Annotated in this window: 17 protein-coding genes; 5 read left to right on the forward strand and 12 right to left on the reverse strand. The window is 54.9% G+C overall.

What is annotated here, in order from left to right; all coding sequences use genetic code 11:
• The 8 genes from kdsA to VGJ94_12175 all read right to left on the reverse strand — a co-directional run.
• Positions 1-598 (reverse strand): 3-deoxy-8-phosphooctulonate synthase (gene kdsA / locus VGJ94_12140; protein HEY3277362.1); only part of this gene is annotated, 598 nt, incomplete at its 3' end.
• Positions 583-2,232: a CTP synthase gene (locus tag VGJ94_12145; protein ID HEY3277363.1), complete on the reverse strand. Its 1,650-nt coding sequence runs from the start codon at positions 2,230-2,232 to the stop codon at positions 583-585. The genes VGJ94_12145 and kdsA, both read right to left, overlap by 16 nt.
• On the reverse strand, positions 2,229-3,422 hold the full coding sequence (locus VGJ94_12150) for a cofactor-independent phosphoglycerate mutase (protein HEY3277364.1): 1,194 nt from the start codon (positions 3,420-3,422) through the stop codon (positions 2,229-2,231). Before VGJ94_12150 ends, VGJ94_12145 begins: the two co-directional genes overlap by 4 nt.
• Before the next feature lie 70 nt (positions 3,423-3,492).
• Complete coding sequence (locus VGJ94_12155) at positions 3,493-4,782, reverse strand: homoserine dehydrogenase (GenBank protein ID HEY3277365.1); 1,290 nt, start codon at positions 4,780-4,782, stop codon at positions 3,493-3,495.
• On the reverse strand, positions 4,779-5,963 hold the full coding sequence (locus tag VGJ94_12160; GenBank protein HEY3277366.1) for an aminotransferase class I/II-fold pyridoxal phosphate-dependent enzyme: 1,185 nt from the start codon (positions 5,961-5,963) through the stop codon (positions 4,779-4,781). Before VGJ94_12160 ends, VGJ94_12155 begins: the two co-directional genes overlap by 4 nt.
• Positions 5,964-6,061: 98 nt before the next feature.
• Entirely contained in the window at positions 6,062-6,544 is a 483-nt protein-coding gene (locus tag VGJ94_12165) for an adenosine-specific kinase (protein HEY3277367.1), read from the reverse strand.
• A 14-nt stretch (positions 6,545-6,558) separates the two neighbouring features.
• Entirely contained in the window at positions 6,559-7,488 is a 930-nt protein-coding gene (locus VGJ94_12170) for a radical SAM protein (protein ID HEY3277368.1), read from the reverse strand.
• A gap of 342 nt (positions 7,489-7,830) precedes the next feature.
• Complete coding sequence (locus tag VGJ94_12175; GenBank protein ID HEY3277369.1) at positions 7,831-8,325, reverse strand: PPC domain-containing DNA-binding protein; 495 nt, start codon at positions 8,323-8,325, stop codon at positions 7,831-7,833.
• 221 nt (positions 8,326-8,546) lie between these two features.
• Here VGJ94_12175 and rpsU point away from each other — a divergent pair, with 221 nt between their 5' ends.
• The 3 genes from rpsU to VGJ94_12190 all read left to right on the forward strand — a co-directional run bounded on the left by rpsU (position 8,547) and on the right by VGJ94_12190 (position 11,445).
• A complete protein-coding gene (gene rpsU / locus VGJ94_12180) occupies positions 8,547-8,741 on the forward strand; it encodes a 30S ribosomal protein S21 (GenBank protein ID HEY3277370.1) in 195 nt (64 codons plus the stop codon).
• Positions 8,742-8,848: 107 nt separating this feature from the next.
• Positions 8,849-10,198, forward strand: a complete 1,350-nt coding sequence (locus VGJ94_12185) for a hypothetical protein (GenBank protein ID HEY3277371.1) — start codon at positions 8,849-8,851, stop codon at positions 10,196-10,198.
• Entirely contained in the window at positions 10,195-11,445 is a 1,251-nt protein-coding gene (locus tag VGJ94_12190) for an MFS transporter (GenBank protein HEY3277372.1), read from the forward strand. Before VGJ94_12185 ends, VGJ94_12190 begins: the two co-directional genes overlap by 4 nt.
• Positions 11,446-11,634: 189 nt before the next feature.
• Here the strand turns inward: VGJ94_12190 and VGJ94_12195 are convergent, their stop codons facing one another.
• Together VGJ94_12195 and VGJ94_12200 are read right to left on the reverse strand one after the other, a co-directional pair.
• Complete coding sequence (locus VGJ94_12195) at positions 11,635-12,504, reverse strand: MotA/TolQ/ExbB proton channel family protein (protein HEY3277373.1); 870 nt, start codon at positions 12,502-12,504, stop codon at positions 11,635-11,637.
• Positions 12,505-12,521: 17 nt separating this feature from the next.
• Positions 12,522-13,262 (reverse strand): flagellar motor protein MotB, encoded by a 741-nt coding sequence (locus VGJ94_12200; GenBank protein HEY3277374.1) that lies wholly within the window; start codon positions 13,260-13,262, stop codon positions 12,522-12,524.
• A gap of 182 nt (positions 13,263-13,444) precedes the next feature.
• Between VGJ94_12200 and VGJ94_12205 the strand changes: the two genes are divergently transcribed.
• Together VGJ94_12205 and VGJ94_12210 are read left to right on the forward strand one after the other, a co-directional pair.
• Entirely contained in the window at positions 13,445-13,993 is a 549-nt protein-coding gene (locus VGJ94_12205; protein HEY3277375.1) for a DUF6125 family protein, read from the forward strand.
• 79 nt (positions 13,994-14,072) lie between these two features.
• Complete coding sequence (locus VGJ94_12210; GenBank protein ID HEY3277376.1) at positions 14,073-14,240, forward strand: hypothetical protein; 168 nt, start codon at positions 14,073-14,075, stop codon at positions 14,238-14,240.
• Positions 14,241-14,308: 68 nt separating this feature from the next.
• Here the strand turns inward: VGJ94_12210 and VGJ94_12215 are convergent, their stop codons facing one another.
• Both VGJ94_12215 and VGJ94_12220 read right to left on the reverse strand, forming a co-directional pair.
• A complete protein-coding gene (locus tag VGJ94_12215; GenBank protein HEY3277377.1) occupies positions 14,309-15,328 on the reverse strand; it encodes a phosphotransferase in 1,020 nt (339 codons plus the stop codon).
• Positions 15,312-16,037 (reverse strand): nucleotidyltransferase family protein, encoded by a 726-nt coding sequence (locus VGJ94_12220; GenBank protein ID HEY3277378.1) that lies wholly within the window; start codon positions 16,035-16,037, stop codon positions 15,312-15,314. Before VGJ94_12220 ends, VGJ94_12215 begins: the two co-directional genes overlap by 17 nt.
• Between the last annotated feature and the right edge of the window lie 17 nt (positions 16,038-16,054).

Consider the following 16,054-nt stretch of genomic DNA (forward strand, 5'->3'; position numbering starts at 1 on the left):
CGCTATGGGTGGCATCGAAGATCACGGGATACCCGAATTCCTGCATGATGGGGATCGCCCGGAAATCATTCACCAGCGTGTTGTAGCCGAAGGAGGTGCCCCTCTCGGTGAGGAGGATCTTCCGGTTTCCCGTCGATTCCACCTTGTCTATAGCATACCTCATATCCCGGGGGGAAAGAAACTGCCCTTTCTTGATGTTGACTGCCTTGCCCGTCTCGCCGCAGGCGACAATGAGATCGGTCTGCCTGGAAAGAAGGGCCGGGACCTGGAGCACATCGATTGCCTCTGCCGCAATACGGGCCTCCTTCACCGAATGGACGTCCGTGAGGACCGGAATTCCAAACCCGGATCTGATCTCCTGGAGTATTTTTAACCCTTCTTCGATGCCCACGCCCCGGTAACTCGTGACGGAGGTCCTGTTTGCTTTGTCGTAGGAAGATTTGAATATGAAAGGTATATCGAGCTTCTCAGTGAGGCGGGCCAGCTTTTCGGCATGGCGCAGGGTGATATCCCTCCCTTCGATGACGCAGGGTCCCCCGATAAAGAGGAAGGGCTTCTCCCCTATCCTTATATTGCCTATGGTCACTTCTTTTTCCATTTCTGCTTATCTTGTCTCCTCTTCAGGGATGCCTTGATAAAGTCCCTGAACAGGGGATGAGGATTCAAAGGCTTTGATTTGAATTCCGGATGGAACTGGCACGCGAGAAACCACGGGTGGCCCTTGAACTCGACGATCTCCACCAGGGTGCCGTCGGGGGATATCCCGGTCACGTTCATGCCGCATTTTTCCAGCTCTTCCCGGTAGAACATATTGAATTCATAGCGGTGCCGGTGTCTCTCATGGATCAGGTCCTGACCGTATGCCTTGGCAGCGAGACTTCCCGGTTTTAATTTACATGGATAGGCCCCGAGTCGCATGGTCCCTCCCAGATCGGAGAACTTGTCCCTCTTCTGAATTTGGTTCTCCCGGTCCACCCACTCTTCAATGAGGTATATGAGCGGACAGGCCGTACCTTCATTGAATTCCGTGCTGTGCGCGCCCTTGAGTCCCGCCAGGCTGCGCCCTATTTCTATCACTGCGAGCTGCATGCCCAAACAGAGGCCGAAGTAGGGGATCTTGTTCGTCCGTGCATAGCCGATGGCCTTTATTTTTCCCTCGATACCCCGGTCGCCGAACCCGCCCGGCACCAGTATACCGTCTATATCGTCAAAATAGTCGGTCGGTCCGCCCTCGAGCTCCTCGGAGTCTATATAATGGACATTCACCTTGCAGCCGTTCCCGATGCCGCCGTGGACGAGTGCCTCGTTAAGGCTCTTGTATGAATCGATCAGTTTCACATACTTGCCCACCACCGCGATCTCGACCTGCTTTTTCGGGTTCTTGATCGTATCGACAATGGTTACCCATTGGGATAGATCGGGTTTTTTTGCCCATATGTTGAGCATGTTCGTAATCTTCTCGTCAAGGCCCTCCTGGTTGTAAAGCAGGGGCACCTCGTAGACATGGTCCACGTCTTTCGCCGTGATTACCGCGTCCCTGTCGACGTTGCAGAAAAGGGCAATCTTATCCTTCAGCCCCTGGGAAAGAAACTTTTCCGTCCTGCACAGGAGGATGTCGGGCTGGATACCGATCTCGCGCAACTCTTTTACGCTGTGCTGGGTCGGCTTCGTTTTCATCTCGTCGGCAGTCTTGATAAAAGGCACCAGGGTGAGATGGACGAAAAGGGTATTCTCCTTGCCGAGGTCATTTCTGAGCTGCCTTATGGCTTCGAGAAAAGGGAGGCTCTCGATGTCGCCCACCGTCCCTCCGATCTCCACAAGGGCTACATCTATCCCGTCATCTACATCGAGGATCCTTCTTTTGATCTCGTCCGTGATATGGGGGATCACCTGCACGGTCCCCCCGAGGTATTCGCCGCGCCTCTCCTTGGCGATGACCGTATCATATACCTGGCCGGTCGTGAAATTGTTCCTCTTCGACGACACGGAATGGGTAAACCGCTCATAATGACCCAGATCCAGGTCCGTCTCGGTACCGTCGTCGGTCACAAAGACTTCGCCGTGCTGGAAAGGGTTCATGGTCCCCGGGTCCACGTTGATATAAGGATCGAGCTTGATCAGGGTCACTGTAAGCCCTTTTGCTTCAAGAAGCGCTCCGATAGATGCCGAAGCAATCCCTTTGCCAAGGGACGAAACCACGCCGCCGGTAATAAATATGAATTTCTGTCTCATCCGTTCTTTCCCCTCACGAAATAGGCGACCATTTCTTCTCCGCTCATTACCTTATCCCCTGTTCGTTCGTCGTATCCCCATGCGCAGCCCGCCCCTGATTCAGACCCTTTTTCATAGATTGCAAAGGGCACCGGGCATGCAAAGTGGGTCTTCATCGATAAAGGCGTGGCATGGTCCGTGAGAACGAGAAATCTTACCCCCTCGCCCGCCTCTTCAAGGACCTTGCCCACCACTTCCCTGTCTATGCTTTCGATCGCTTTGATCTTCTCTTCCCTGTTGCCGTTGTGGGACGCTTCGTCGGGCGCCTCAACATGAATATAGACGATATCATGGTCCCGGAGTAGGTTGAGGGCTTTTCTCGCCTTCGCGCCATAGTCCGTATCGAGATATCCGGTCGCGCCCCTCACAAGAGGCGTGTCGAACCCTATGAGGCAGCTTAAGCCCTTGATAAGGTCGACCGCCGCAACCGTCGCTCCCTTGAGGCCGTATTTTTCCTTGAAGACGGGAAGAAAGGCCTTTTTGCCCTGCCCCCATAACCAGATACTGTTGGCGGGAAGCTTTCCGGCCTTCTCCCTCTCCCGGTTTACCGGATCGCATGCCAGGACCTGCCGCGACCTCTCCATCAGGGCGGTTACCATCTCGGCGCCTGTGCCGGCAGGCATATAGGGACCGATCTCACGGCCCGTAATGTCATGGGGAGGCGTGGTTGCCATGGAGTCATCGCCGGAGCGCCAGAGCATGATGTGACGGTAGCCGACGCCGGGATAAAAACGGATGCGGTCGGTGCCTATCTCCCTGTTCAGGGTATCGACGAGCCGCCATGCTTCTTCCGTGGTGATATGCCCTCCACTGTAATCTCCCATAACCGTTTTTCCCGGCTCAACTTCCAGGTGCACAAGATTGCATCGGAACGCGATATCATTACTCTCCATGGGGATGCTCATTCCCGCGGCCTCTATGGGCGCCCTGCCCGTATAATATTGGCCGGGATCGTATCCGAAGATCGACATGCCCGCCACGTCGCTTCCCGGAGGCATGCCGTCAGGTATGGTCATGACCTTGCCGCAAAATCCTTCCCTCGCCATCCTGTCCATGTGCGGTGTGCGGGCAACCATGAGAGGGGTCTTATCGCCGAGCTCCGGAATGGGGAAATCCGCCATGCCGTCTCCGATAATCACGATGAATTTCATTCGCCCGACCTCCTCCGGCCGCCCCTGAAGAGGGCGGAAGAAGGTCGACGGCATCGATTGGAGAAGGGCATCATGAGTTGCCTTCTTCGATCCTTATATGAACGCTCTCGCCCTGTACGAACGGCAGACCGTCGATTTCGGATTTGGCCCTGTTGAGGTTCTCTTCAATCGCTTCGTGGGTGACGATCACCAGGGGCACGTGGCCCACTTCCCTTCTTCCCTTCTGGATCACCGAAGAAAGACTGATATTATATTGGGCGAGGATGCCCGAAATCTTCGAAAGAACGCCCGGCCTGTCTTCGACCGTAAACCGCATGTAGTAGGGAAAGGACGATTCTTCTGGTCTCCTCATGCGGCGTCCCTCTGCCTGAAAGGGCATTATCGTCCTGGCGGCGCCCGCCCTGAACCTCGAGGCCATATCGACGATGTCGCTCACCACCGCGCTTCCCGTGGGGTCGCTGCCCGCGCCGCGGCCGTAATAAAGGGTAGGCCCGACCCTGTCGCCCACTACATAGGTCGCATTGAAGACGCCGTTGACGTTGCTCATGGGATGGGCCGCCGGGATCATGGCCGGCTCTACTCTGGCCTCGATCAGACCCTTTTCTTCCTTTGCCATTCCGAGCAATTTTATCCTGTATCCAAATTCTTTCGCGAACTGGATATCTATGGGATCGATCCTCGAGATGCCCGAGGTGGCCACATCCTTCATCTCCACCGGGTAGTGAAAGGCCAGGCGGGCCAGAATGCAGAGTTTATGCGCCGCGTCTATCCCTTCTATATCGAGGGTAGGGTCCTTCTCCGCAAAACCGAGACGCTGGGCTTCCGATAGGGCATTGCTGAAAGATATCCCCTCCTCCGTCATCCGGGAGAGTATGTAATTGCATGTGCCGTTCAGGATACCGATGAGCGAAGTCAGCCGGTTCCCCACGAGGCCGTCTCGTATCGCCCTGATGACCGGGATGCCGCCGCATACGGAGGCCTCGAAGCCGATCTCCCCGTGCTGCTCCTCGGCGAGACGGAAAAGGTCGTCGCCCCTTTCGGCAAGAAGCGCCTTGTTCGCCGTTACCACCCACTTCTTTCTCTTCAATGCTTCCGATATGAAGTCGAATGCGAGGGTAGTTCCGCCCATAAGCTCGACCACGATATCGACCCGCTCGTCCTCGATAAGCTCCATGGCATTGTTGACAAGGAGCCCCTTTTCAAGGGCAATGCCCCTGTCACTCGTAATATCCACGTCCGCGATCCTCACCACTTCCAATTCCGTCCCCGTCCTTAACCTTATAAGGGAGCCGTGGTCCCTGAGGATTTTGTACGTACCTACGCCTACGGTGCCTAAGCCTATTATACCTATTCCGATCATATTTTTTTTGCTGAGTAAAGAAGGTTTTTTATCCCTTTTACCGCTTGTTTGATCCTGTGTTCATTCTCGATGAGGGCGAACCGTATATACCCCTCTCCATATTCCCCGAAACCGATACCCGGCGATGTGGCAACCTTTGCCTCCCTCAGGAGAAGCTTTGAAAATTCGACCGAGCCCATCGATTCGAACTCTCCGGGTATTTTTGCCCAGACGAACATAGTCGCCTTCGGTTTTTCCACAACCCAACCGAACCGGGAAAGCCCCTCACAAAGGACATCTCTCCTGCCCTTGTACCGGTCCACTATATTTAGAACCTCATCATCGCATTCATTGAGGGCGATGATGGATGCAATCTGAATAGGCTGAAATACGCCGTAATCGAAATAACTCTTGATCCTGCTCAGGGCATTGATCATCTCCTTGTTTCCCACTGCAAAGCCTACCCTCCATCCGGGCATGCTGTAGCTTTTGGAGAGTGAATAGAATTCAACACCCACATCTTTCGCGCCTTTCGCCTGAAGGAAGCTCGGCGCCCGGTATCCGTCGAAGACGAGGTCCGCGTAGGCAAGATCGTGGACGACCATAAGATTGTGCTCCTTGGCAAAGGCAACTATTTTATCAAAAAATTCCAAGTCCACCACTTCCGTGGTGGGGTTATTGGGAAAACTGATTATCAGCATCTTCGGCTGGGGCCAGGTGGTCTTGACCGCCATATTCAGCCGCTCGAAGAATTCTTCCCGGGGCATGAGCGGAATCGTCCGGAGATCTCCTCCCGCGATCACCACCGAATACGTGTGGATCGGATAGGCAGGTCCCGGAACAATGACCACTTCCCCCTGGCTTATGGTGGCGAGCACGAGGTGGCCGATCCCTTCCTTTGCCCCCATACAGACCACGACTTCCGAATCGGGATCTATCTCCACGTCATACTTTCTCTTATACCATTCCGACATGGCACTGCGCAGCTTATAAATGCCTTTCGTCACTGAATATCTGTGGTTTTTCGGGTTCCTCGCCGCCTCCACGAGTTTCGAGACGATGCACTTGGGAGTGGCCAGGTCAGGGTTGCCCATGCCGAGGTCGATAATGTCCTCTCCTCTTTTTCGTGCCTCTATGAGCAGGTCTCTTACGATTGCGAAGGTGTACGGGGGAAGCCTAGATATACGGTAAAAATCATCCATTTAGATGAAAAATACCATAGAACCGGCCGAACAATCAACATCAAAAGAAACTTCTGAAATATTCGGGTATTAGCCTCTTTGGAGGTGATGTAGAACCCTTATAGCTTGTACCCGAACCTACGCAATAGGTCCTGCCGGGACCTCTTGTCTTCTGCGGCCTCGATGCCTTCCGGGCGGGCCCCGTCAATTACCCCGAGAATGCCGTTCCCATCCTGCCCCAGGGCCAGGACCACTTCCAGGGGGTTTGCAGTGGCACAGACAACATGACAGACTTCCTGGCAGGCTTTCACCGCATTGAGTATGTTTATGGGAAAACCCTCTTTGAGAAAGATGACGAAGGTATGGCCGGCGGAAAGGGCCATTGAGGTCTCACAGGCGAGTTTCATGAGAGCCTCGTCGTTCCCTTCATACCTCACCAGGCACGGCCCGCTCGCCTCGGAAAAGGCAATGCCGAATTTCAGGTGGGACGAGGAGCCCACGAGGATTTCATACATATCCTCCACAGTTTTCACGAAATGGGACTGGCCTATCACGATATTCGCGCCTTCGGGGATGTCGATCTTTACCGTCTTTATCTCCACTGTTCAATCCTCCTTCATCCTTTTGTGCCGGTCCTCTCCTGGAAAGGCTTATCCTTTTTAAAATCGGGAACAAAGCAAGATGCGCTCTCCAACTCCTGAACGTACACGTTATGAAACCCGTATTGGTGCAAAAGCTCCAGAAGGGCGTTATATTCGTCCCTATTGATCTTCCGGTCGAGCATCGGATAGGTGCTTGCCTTATATAACGGGTTATACTGCGCCATGAGGCTCAGATAAGTCTGGGGCCCGAGGTTCTCCTTGATCCATGTGATGACCTCTTTGGAGCCCGCAAGGTTATTGGGCAGCACGAGGTGGCGGACGAGGAGCCCTTTTTTTGCAATCCCCTTTTCGACAATCAGGTCGCCGACCTGGGACTTCATTTCGAGAATGGCGAATTTTGCCCATTTGGGATATTCATGGGCGTCGGAAAGGAGTTTTCCCATCTTCGGGTTCCCGTATTTGAAATCAGGGAGGTAGATATCGATAAGCCCCTTAAGAAGGCCCAGGGACTCCACATTCTCATAGGCATTCGTATTGTAAACGAAAGGCAGGGTGAACCCCTTCCCCTTTGCCGCCCTGATCGCCGAAGCGATAAAGGAAATATAAGGGGTAGGACTTACAAGGTTGATATTATGGACCCCTTGTGCCGCAAGGGAAAAGAATAGGCTGACGAGGCCGTTCACATCGAGGCGCTCTCCCTCATGCTGTTGGCTGATCTGAAAATTCTGGCAATAGATGCACTTGAGGTTGCAGCCGCCGAAGAAGATATTCCCCGAACCCTTCTCGCCGGATATGGGAGGCTCTTCACCGAAATGAGGCCCGTAATGGGAGACGATGATCTCTTTGCCGACCCCGCAATACCCTTTCCTGTCCCTGGTCCTGCCCGCCTTACACCGCCGCGGGCAAAGCTCACACTTCACAAGATGGGAAAGAGCATTCTCCATATCGATATTATACAAAAATAACCGGCCGAAATAAAGCCCGGCCCAGTTTCAGGCCCAAGCTTCGTTCAAAAAACCGCTCAAACCCGGATCAGTCATGACACCGGAAACTCAGTCCACCTTCACACAAGCTATTCCTTTCCCCCGGCCTCTACAGTTTAAAAAGGCCGGGGTCGTGTGGAACGCGGATCGGGGTGGGGACTTCAGATTCGTCGTCTGGGGAGCATCGTGGACCGCAGCCGTATACTCATACGGCGAAGGGCTCGAGCGGACCCAGGCGGCGGATATGGAGTTCCCACCCCGATCCGCGTTCCGTCCAAGCGCACTCAACGATAACGATAGCCCTCACTTCGATCCCGGATAATCGATCTCGGGCGTCTTCCACCTGCCATCGTCGGGTAGATCCTTCAGCTTGAGGAGGACCATTTTCGACAGGGGGTCGAGCTGCCTCACGGCATTTATCCCCTTTATCTCCATAATCACCGCCTCCATGACCAGGAACGTCTTCGCCGACTCCCTCAGGCACCCCATCTTCACGCTGTCCTTCTTGCCATACGCCCCGTGGAGGTGTATCCTCGGCTCATCCCCCTCCCAGAATATCGTGCCCGTACCCTGCATCTCATGACTCTCATTCAGCTCGCGCCACACCGGGACCGGCGGGGACTCATCTCTCTCTGGCCCTACCACGATCCTGCCTTCCGATATTCCACCCACCAGAAAAAAGACTGCCGCCCTGATCCCCTCCCCCCTTGCGATATCTTTAAGCCCCTCCAGCAGGTCGTCCCCGTCCTCGAATCTCGCCACGACGACCCTGCCTATATTTCCTGTCCGGTATTTCATATCCTCCCTCCTTCGCGTCACGATTCTTATCTGTAAAGGTCTATTTTAGAACATTTATTTCGCCTTTCAAAGAACCCTGTTCTTCAATTTAAGTCTTTACTTATACTCGTTTTTGTATTATCTTAAATTTGACTTTTAAAGAGAACGGTGCCCCAGGGCCTTTAAAAGCCCTGGGTTTTTACTTAAAGAATATAGTCTCGAAAAAGAAAGGGGTAAGAATATTGGATATAAGGGTTCAAGGCGATAATATTGAGAAGGCGATTAAGGATCTGAAGCGCAAACTCCAGATGGAAGGGCTTTTCAAGGAAATCAAGAAGAGAAGCTTCTATGAAAAACCTTCGGAAAAGATCAGGAGAAAACAGCGCGAAGCGCAGAAGAGAAGGCTGAAATCCTTGAGGTCGAAAAGACACGCGTAGTCGCCGGATGCCCCCTGCGGGAGGGACTGGAAAAGTCAGGCTCAACGGGGGTAACGATGGTTCTGCCTCTGCATCGAACGTTCTCGATCCGGTAAACTAAGCACTCAATGCTGCTGAATCTTCTTTCCGGCCAGACTGCTCTCGAAAGAAAACTTTACGGCCTCGTCATCGCCCGGCTGGACGGCGACCGGATTCGTCACACCTCCTATGGCGAAGAAGTACTTTCCCTGATCAGAAAAGGAATAGGCGGGTTTCTGCTGCAAGGCGGGGAAAAGGACGAGATAAGGGCTTTCCTTACCCGCGCCCGGTCTCATGGGGACCGGCCTCTTTTGTTCGCCTCTTCCGTCGATAATGGTATGAGCGCGCCCATGAGGGGCGCCACGCATTTTCCCGGACCCATGGCCTTTGCCGCTGCCTTTGGTTCGGATGATCCCGGGGCTCCCCTTCTCATTACCCGTGCTTTGGCCGCAATGGCAGCCGAGGCTGCGGACCTGGGGATAAACATCCCCCTCATGCCCCAATTCCCTCAGCAAAATCCCGCTCCCCCTCCTGAAAAAAACGATGAGCGCCCTTTGCTGCAGGCCGCTCTCTTCGACCGCCTGAATTGCGAATATGAGGCCGCATTTCTGAATGCGGATTTGACGCCGTGGAGGCCGGAGGCCCTTGCCCGCGGGGGTTTTCTTTATTCTCCCTGCCTTTCCGATCAGAATGACAAACCCTTTATTCATGCCCTGATAAGGGAAGATGATTCTGCAGCGAGTTTCGCATCTTGTATCGCGGCGGAAGGAGACCTCCTCATCGGCGCCGGGGAGCCGGAGGCCCTCGTGGGAGCTCTTGCCCATGCCTTCGAGACTGGTCTCGTCACCAAAGAGCGGCTCGACCAGGCTTTTCTCGGAGTTGAAGCGTTAAAGGTCAGGATCGGCCGCGAATATCCGGCCGCGGCAACTCCGGTCGATTATGAGAGAAACAGTGAGCTCGCTCAGGAGATTGCCCAGAAGGCGGTGACCCTGGTAAAAGGAAGGGGCAGGTTTATGCCCGTAAGGGATTCGGACAGATTGCCCCTCATTTATGGGGGCGGGGAAGAACATTTTCTCCTTTCACACCTCAGATACTACGTTTCTCAGGCCTCGCACGTTAAGAAACCCCTTCCCACCCACGAGAGGCCGGTCGTATTCCTCCTCTTCGGCGGCCGGGAAAAAGGTAAAGGCGAAGAAATAGAGTTCGAGAAGGCGGAACAGATGGCAAGGTCGATCTCCCCGGCCATAGTCGTCTCCTTCGGCAGCCCGTGGCTGCTCGACCGGTTTAAAGAGGCGGAGATCCTTATTGCCGCCTATGACCCGTCGCCGGAAGCTGAGGAAGCAGTGTTCCGTTGCATCACGGGAGAGCGACCCTTCGAGGGACGGCTGCCCGTGAATTCCGTACTATCTGAAAAGGAAAGAAAAAGGACAGCCCCATGATGCTCCGGATCGCCAATTTCATGAAAGTATATTGCAGCCGCCCCATGGCGGTCATGATGCTCCTCGGGTTCTCTTCGGGCCTTCCTCTTCCGCTCACGAGCGGCACCCTTCAGGGGTGGCTCACCATCGCGGGCGTCGATATCCGGACTATCGGGATTTTTTCTCTCGTGGGCATACCCTACACGATAAAATTCATATGGTCGCCCCTCATGGACCGGTTCGTGCCGCCCTGGCTCGGAAGGCGCCGCGGATGGGCGATATCCACACAGATCGTCCTCATGGCCGCCATAGCCTGGATGGCCTTTTCTTCACCCCAATACGCCCCTCTCTCATTGGCGCTCCTTGCCCTCATGGTTGCCTTCTCTTCCGCTTCCCAGGATATCGTGGTGGACGCCTATCGAACGGATATACTGCCGGAAAAGGAACGAGGGACCGGCTCGGCCGCCTTCATCGTGGGATACAGGGTGGCCATGCTGACCGCCGGCGCCATCGCCCTTATCATGTCGGACCGCATAGGGTGGCAGAACACCTACCTTATCATGGCGGGGCTTATGATAGTAGGCATGGTCGGCACCCTGATCGGGCGCGAGCCGGATGGAAAGATCGTCCCTCCGAAAACCCTCAAGGAAGCGGTATGGGGACCTCTCAAGGATTTCTTTTACCGTCCCATGGCCCTCATCATCCTTCTGTTTATCATCCTCTACAAGCTCGGCGACGCCTATGCGGGCAGCCTCACCACGACCTTTCTTTTGAGAGGCGTCGGCTTTACCCCGACGGACGTGGGCACCATCAATAAAGGCCTCGGTTTTGCCGCCACCATTGCGGGCGCCATGTACGGGGGAGGCATGATGATCAGGCTCGGCCTTTTCCGGTCCCTCATGATCTTCGGGATTCTTCAGATGGTCTCCAATCTCTCCTTCATGGCCCTCGCGTACACCGGCAAGAGCTACGGGATGATGATCTTCGCCGTGGCCTTCGAAAACATTGCGGGAGGCATGGGAATGGCCGCATTCATGGCCTTTATCATGACCGTCTGCAATAAACGATACAGCGCTACCCAGTTCGCCCTCCTCTCATCTCTTTCCGCCCTGGGCCGGGTCTTCATCACCCCGACCTCGGGCTTTGTGGTGAAATACCTCGGGTGGGCCCCATTCTTTCTCATCACCACCCTGACCGCCCTTCCGGGTCTCCTCATGCTCTGGTGGCTCAAGGAAGAGATTGCCCGCCTCGGAAAAGAAGAGCCCTGATTCCATTTTTAATTCAAAGCGCTCTCTTCGTTGCCTTCGTCATCTGCTCCTCGATGTACTGGCAGTACACCTCCGTCGCGTCTTCCTCGTCGCCTCGATATCATCTTTGACTTAGAAATGGAATAAGAAGCCTCGAATCTCTCATAATCTATTATGATTATGCTTGGAGGATAAAAGATAGTCTGAGGATTATTTCGCTTTTGCCGCGGAATCGGCGGCCCTTTGTTCCCTGGGAGCGCCCTTGCCTTTCTTCATGTCGGCGTAGCGCTTCTGGATTTGCCGGATGCCCTGGCCCGCCCCTTCTCTCTGGGAAGGGGTGAGGAAAGTGGAGAGCTTTCTTTCGAGCTTATATACATTTTTTTCCCGTGCGATCTCGACGACCCCTTCACTGATGATACTCTGGAGGTAAAGCTCCCTCTGGGTCTTCGAATAAATGCCTTCCGCGATGGGAATGAGGATAAAATAACTGATGATAATGGAGTAGAGGGTGGAGGTGAGGGCAAGGGGAATGGTCTTCAGGATGATCCCCGTGTCCCCCATGCCTACGAGCATCCCGATAAGGCCTATGATGCTTCCCGCCACTCCGAACGGCGGGGCAACGGCAGCCATGGTCCTGAACACCCTCTCCGATTGCTGCCGCCTCAGTCTGAAGAAGTGCATTTCCGTGCCGAGAATATCTTTGATCTCTTCCTCCGAATAGCCGTCGACCACCATGGCGAGGGCGTCCCTCAGGAACGATACGGTCAGCTGCTTCTCATAGCGCTCCAGGGAGAGTATACCGTCATATTTGGACCTCACCGCCATATCGAGGAGGAGGTTCACCACTTCGTCGGAATTGGAGATCACATCTTTTGTATAGACGTTCTTTGCCACTTTAAAGGCGCTGCTCAGCCTGTTGAAGGGATGGCTCAGGAAGACGGCGCCGAGGGTGCCCGAAACCACCACCAGGAGGCTCACGATATTGAGGTAGAAAACGACCGTGCCGCTTTCGCCCCAGAAGAAGCACCCTACAAAGATGAGGAAGCAGATGAAAGCCCCCACGAAATTATGTTTGATCATAGCTTCCTATTTCTCCCCTACTCTATCTTCTCTTTGGTGATCACGATCTCTACTCTCCGGTTCTTCGCCTTATTGGCAGCCGAAGTATTCGGCGCCACGGGCTTATACATGGAGTAGCCGACCACGCTGAAGCGCTCCGGCTCAAGACCCCCGTCTTCGATAAGAAAGCGGGCGACCTTCACCGCCCTTCCCGCGGAGAGCTCCCAGTTCGTGGTGAAACCCGCGCTATGGACAGGGAAAGAATCGGTATGGCCTTCGACCACCACTTTGTACTTCGTCGCCACTATCCGGTCGGCGAGCTCTCTCAGGAACTGCATCGATCCGGGCTTAAGCTCCGCCCGTCCGAGATCGAACATCAGGGGCTCTCCCACGCTGACCTTTATGGTCTTATCCTTCTCCAGCGCCACGGTCACGTCTTCCAGTTTCGAGACTTTCACGGTAGTCCGGAGCGCCTCGAAAAGGTCTTCCATGGCCGCTCCCCCGGCTTCCCCTGTGCCGGGTGCCGGATTTAGTGAGGGGGCCGCGCCCGGGGCTTTTGACCCTTCCCGGATCGCTGATCGTTGAGCCGCGCCCTTGGCCGGTTTCTTTAATGCATCGCCGAAATCCCTGTGGGAGAGGACGTAGGAATAGAGAACGGCGAAGAGCACGAAGGCGACCATCATGAGGTCCGACCATGGGACCGCCCAATGGCCGCTGGGCATCGGTTCTTCATCATAGTCGAAAGAGGGTCTCTCCCGAAAGTCTCGTCTGAATGTCACGGCTCAAGTATACCACACGCTCGCCCTCGCAGCCACCCGCGTCTCCCGCAATAGACTTTATTGCTCCGAACCGGGCCCTGTGCTGAAAGTCAGGATTATGGTATAAGGACTGAAGAGGCGATGGCTCATATTTCCGGCGCCACGGGGGTGGCATACCGGACCACGGACAGGGAGGGCTTGGAATGGAACAACCATTAAATCCGGTGCAGGGGGAGCTGGAGAAGCTTCCGAAAGAGACGCTCATCGAGCTCATCAGGATGTATTCCTTAAACTGGCATACCTGTGACGGGCTCTGGTTTTCCGGGGTCGAAGACCGGTATGGTACGGCGAGTGCCCTCGAGATCGATGTGCACATGTGGGATGTCTCATCGAGGGTGGAGGCGCGCAGAATCAAGGAGATTCTCCGGATCTCCGATAATGGGGGAATCGACGCGGTGCTCCGGACGATTAACTTCATGAGCTGGGCCGGAAAGTGCGCCTACGGAATCGAGAGGAATAGCAGCGGAAGCGCCTTTCTCACGGTCACCTCCTGTCCTCCCCAGGAGGCGCGGCTTAAGTCCGGCAAAGGGCTTTTCGCCTGCCGCCCCACGTTCGAAACAGGCTTCAAAAATGTAGCTTCCACGATAGACCCAAGGGTATTGGTATCGTGCGTCTACTGCCCTCCCGGTCTCCATCCGGAGGGAAGCTGGTGTAGATGGGAATTCAGAACCCCTATGGAAGGCCTTTTTTAGACAGATTCCGGCAATCGACAGCCGGAAGTGTGATCAAGATCACACTTCCCCCGAGGGACCCTGTGCTATAATTTTCTTAATGGAACGGGACATACGTGAAATGGGCCTCGATATGAACCTCATTTATGTGAAGAGACCGGGATTCAATAGTGAGGGCCGTCCCGGAGCCTCGGAGGACGGAACGGTAATAGACCTCCAGCGGTACAAGATCCTGAGGACCATGCGAATGGTCCTGAACGGACGATAGAACTACTCTCCCTTTTCCGCTTACGCGGGGCTCGCCGCGCACACGGTATGCCATCCCTTTATACCGTCTCACGATAATGAATGCATCGAACCCCATTTCTTGAGACATTTTCCCGTGAGCTCCCTAAGGCACGGCAGGGATACGGCCTTCGCCGCTGCCATGTCGAGGTTCGCCAGCGCCGCCGGGATGTGGCCGAGGAAGGAGGTCAGGCCCTTTTTGTAGCCGAGGAAGCCGTATGCGCCCAATGCCTGCATGAGACGCTGGGCCGAGGCGTCCCAGAAAAGCCCCTGGAACACGTCCCATTCCATCTCCTTATTTCCCATACCATAGTAGACAAGAAGAAGGTCTTCGATCTCCGTGAAGGAGAATCTGACATAGGGATCGCAGAGAAGAGAGGCGAGGTCGTAAAAGGGGCTTCCGAAACGCATCCCCTGATAATCGATAAGAAAAGGCATGCGGTCGCGGATCATGATGTTTTGCGACTGCAGGTCTCTATGAACAAGGCATTGACGGGTATCTGAAAGCCTCTTCGCGAGGCCGGCAAGCTCTCCCTCCAGGCGCTTCGCGCAGGAAGGCTCGATGGTAAGGCCCAGGGATCCTTGCATGAAGTGCTCCTTGAAATATTCCCTCTCCCATTGATAGAGCTCCGGGCCGAATCTCTCCATAAGTCTCACGCCATACCGGGGAAAATCCTCTATATCAAAGGAGTGAAGGCAATGGACCGCTTCAAGGGTCTTTACGTAAAGATCGCGCCGCCCCTCCCAAAGATCTTCCCTGTAATACCATAGGTCCCGTTCCCCCATATCTTCCATGAGAAGGAGGCATTGCCCGGGATCGTGCGCGATGAGCCGGGGCGCCGGCACCCCTATGGCGGCGAGAAATTGCGTGATCTCGGCGTAGTATCCGTTCTCGGTCCTGACCGGGTTATAATGAACGAGAATGCAGCTCTTCCCTTCCCCCCACGTGATCCGGTAAAAAGTTCTATCCGATCCCCTGGCGGAAAGAGGAGCCCCTTCGATTGGGAGCGGTCTGTCGAGCCCCAGCGCCTCACGCGCGAAATCGATTATAAATTCACCGGCCAAACTCATGCCGATCCCCCTTTAGCCGCTCGTATTCCTCTACGGTGCCTATGTCATTCCAGGAGCCGTCGTCCATGATCACGCCCATGATCGATCCCGGTCTCGTGGCGATCCTCCTCAGGAAGGCCGGAATGACCGATTCCACCCTTCCCTCCTCAAGGTTTTGCAGGAATGATGTCTCAAGGGCATAGACGCCGCTGAATTGGCAGCTCTTCACCCCTCTTTGCCCGAAGGTATGCCTGAGATCGCAGACCTCGCCCCTCTCGTCTATATCCACGTTTAAAAGAGGTCCGGTGCTTCTGAGGGCAAGGGTCACCTCCGCCTTTTTTTCCTCGTGGAAACGGGCAAGACGCAACAGGTCCGGTTCCCAGAACACATCGCCGTTGTAGCAGAATATGCTTTGGTCGTCTTCGAGAAGGTCCTCGATATTCTTGAGCCCTCCTCCTGTATCCAGGAGAACCGGCTCGTGGCGGAATGTAATGGTCGCGCCGCGCCATGACCTGTCGGGGAATTTCTCCTCATACACTTCGGGAAGATGATGGGTGTTCACGATGAGCCTGTCCACTCCTGCCTCGATCAGGCGATCCATGGCATAAGTTATGACGGGACGTCCTTCCACCGGGAGGAGCGGCTTGGGACACCGTTCCGTCAGGGGCCTGAGCCTAGTTCCCAGACCTGCACCCAATATGAAGGCGGTCTTGAATCGCCGCCGCGTCATGGCTCCATGCTCCGGAT

The organism is Syntrophorhabdaceae bacterium, from assembly GCA_036504895.1.
Taxonomy (GTDB): Bacteria; Desulfobacterota; Syntrophorhabdia; order Syntrophorhabdales; family Syntrophorhabdaceae; genus PNOM01.

What these genes read in the sequence shown, in the direction of transcription:
- VGJ94_12170 (HEY3277368.1), bottom strand. Translation starts at nt 7,488, where the DNA reads ATGGAGAATGCTCTTTCCCATCTTGTGAAGTGTGAGCTTTGCCCGCGG.
- VGJ94_12195 (HEY3277373.1), bottom strand. Translation starts at nt 12,504, where the DNA reads ATGATCAAACATAATTTCGTGGGGGCTTTCATCTGCTTCCTCATCTTT.
- VGJ94_12185 (HEY3277371.1), top strand. Translation starts at nt 8,849, where the DNA reads ATGCTGCTGAATCTTCTTTCCGGCCAGACTGCTCTCGAAAGAAAACTT.
- VGJ94_12210 (HEY3277376.1), top strand. Translation starts at nt 14,073, where the DNA reads ATGGAACGGGACATACGTGAAATGGGCCTCGATATGAACCTCATTTAT.
- VGJ94_12190 (HEY3277372.1), top strand. Translation starts at nt 10,195, where the DNA reads ATGATGCTCCGGATCGCCAATTTCATGAAAGTATATTGCAGCCGCCCC.
- VGJ94_12150 (HEY3277364.1), bottom strand. Translation starts at nt 3,422, where the DNA reads ATGAAATTCATCGTGATTATCGGAGACGGCATGGCGGATTTCCCCATT.
- VGJ94_12220 (HEY3277378.1), bottom strand. Translation starts at nt 16,037, where the DNA reads ATGACGCGGCGGCGATTCAAGACCGCCTTCATATTGGGTGCAGGTCTG.
- VGJ94_12175 (HEY3277369.1), bottom strand. Translation starts at nt 8,325, where the DNA reads ATGAAATACCGGACAGGAAATATAGGCAGGGTCGTCGTGGCGAGATTC.
- VGJ94_12205 (HEY3277375.1), top strand. Translation starts at nt 13,445, where the DNA reads ATGGAACAACCATTAAATCCGGTGCAGGGGGAGCTGGAGAAGCTTCCG.
- VGJ94_12160 (HEY3277366.1), bottom strand. Translation starts at nt 5,963, where the DNA reads ATGGATGATTTTTACCGTATATCTAGGCTTCCCCCGTACACCTTCGCA.
- VGJ94_12145 (HEY3277363.1), bottom strand. Translation starts at nt 2,232, where the DNA reads ATGAGACAGAAATTCATATTTATTACCGGCGGCGTGGTTTCGTCCCTT.
- VGJ94_12155 (HEY3277365.1), bottom strand. Translation starts at nt 4,782, where the DNA reads ATGATCGGAATAGGTATAATAGGCTTAGGCACCGTAGGCGTAGGTACG.
- VGJ94_12215 (HEY3277377.1), bottom strand. Translation starts at nt 15,328, where the DNA reads ATGAGTTTGGCCGGTGAATTTATAATCGATTTCGCGCGTGAGGCGCTG.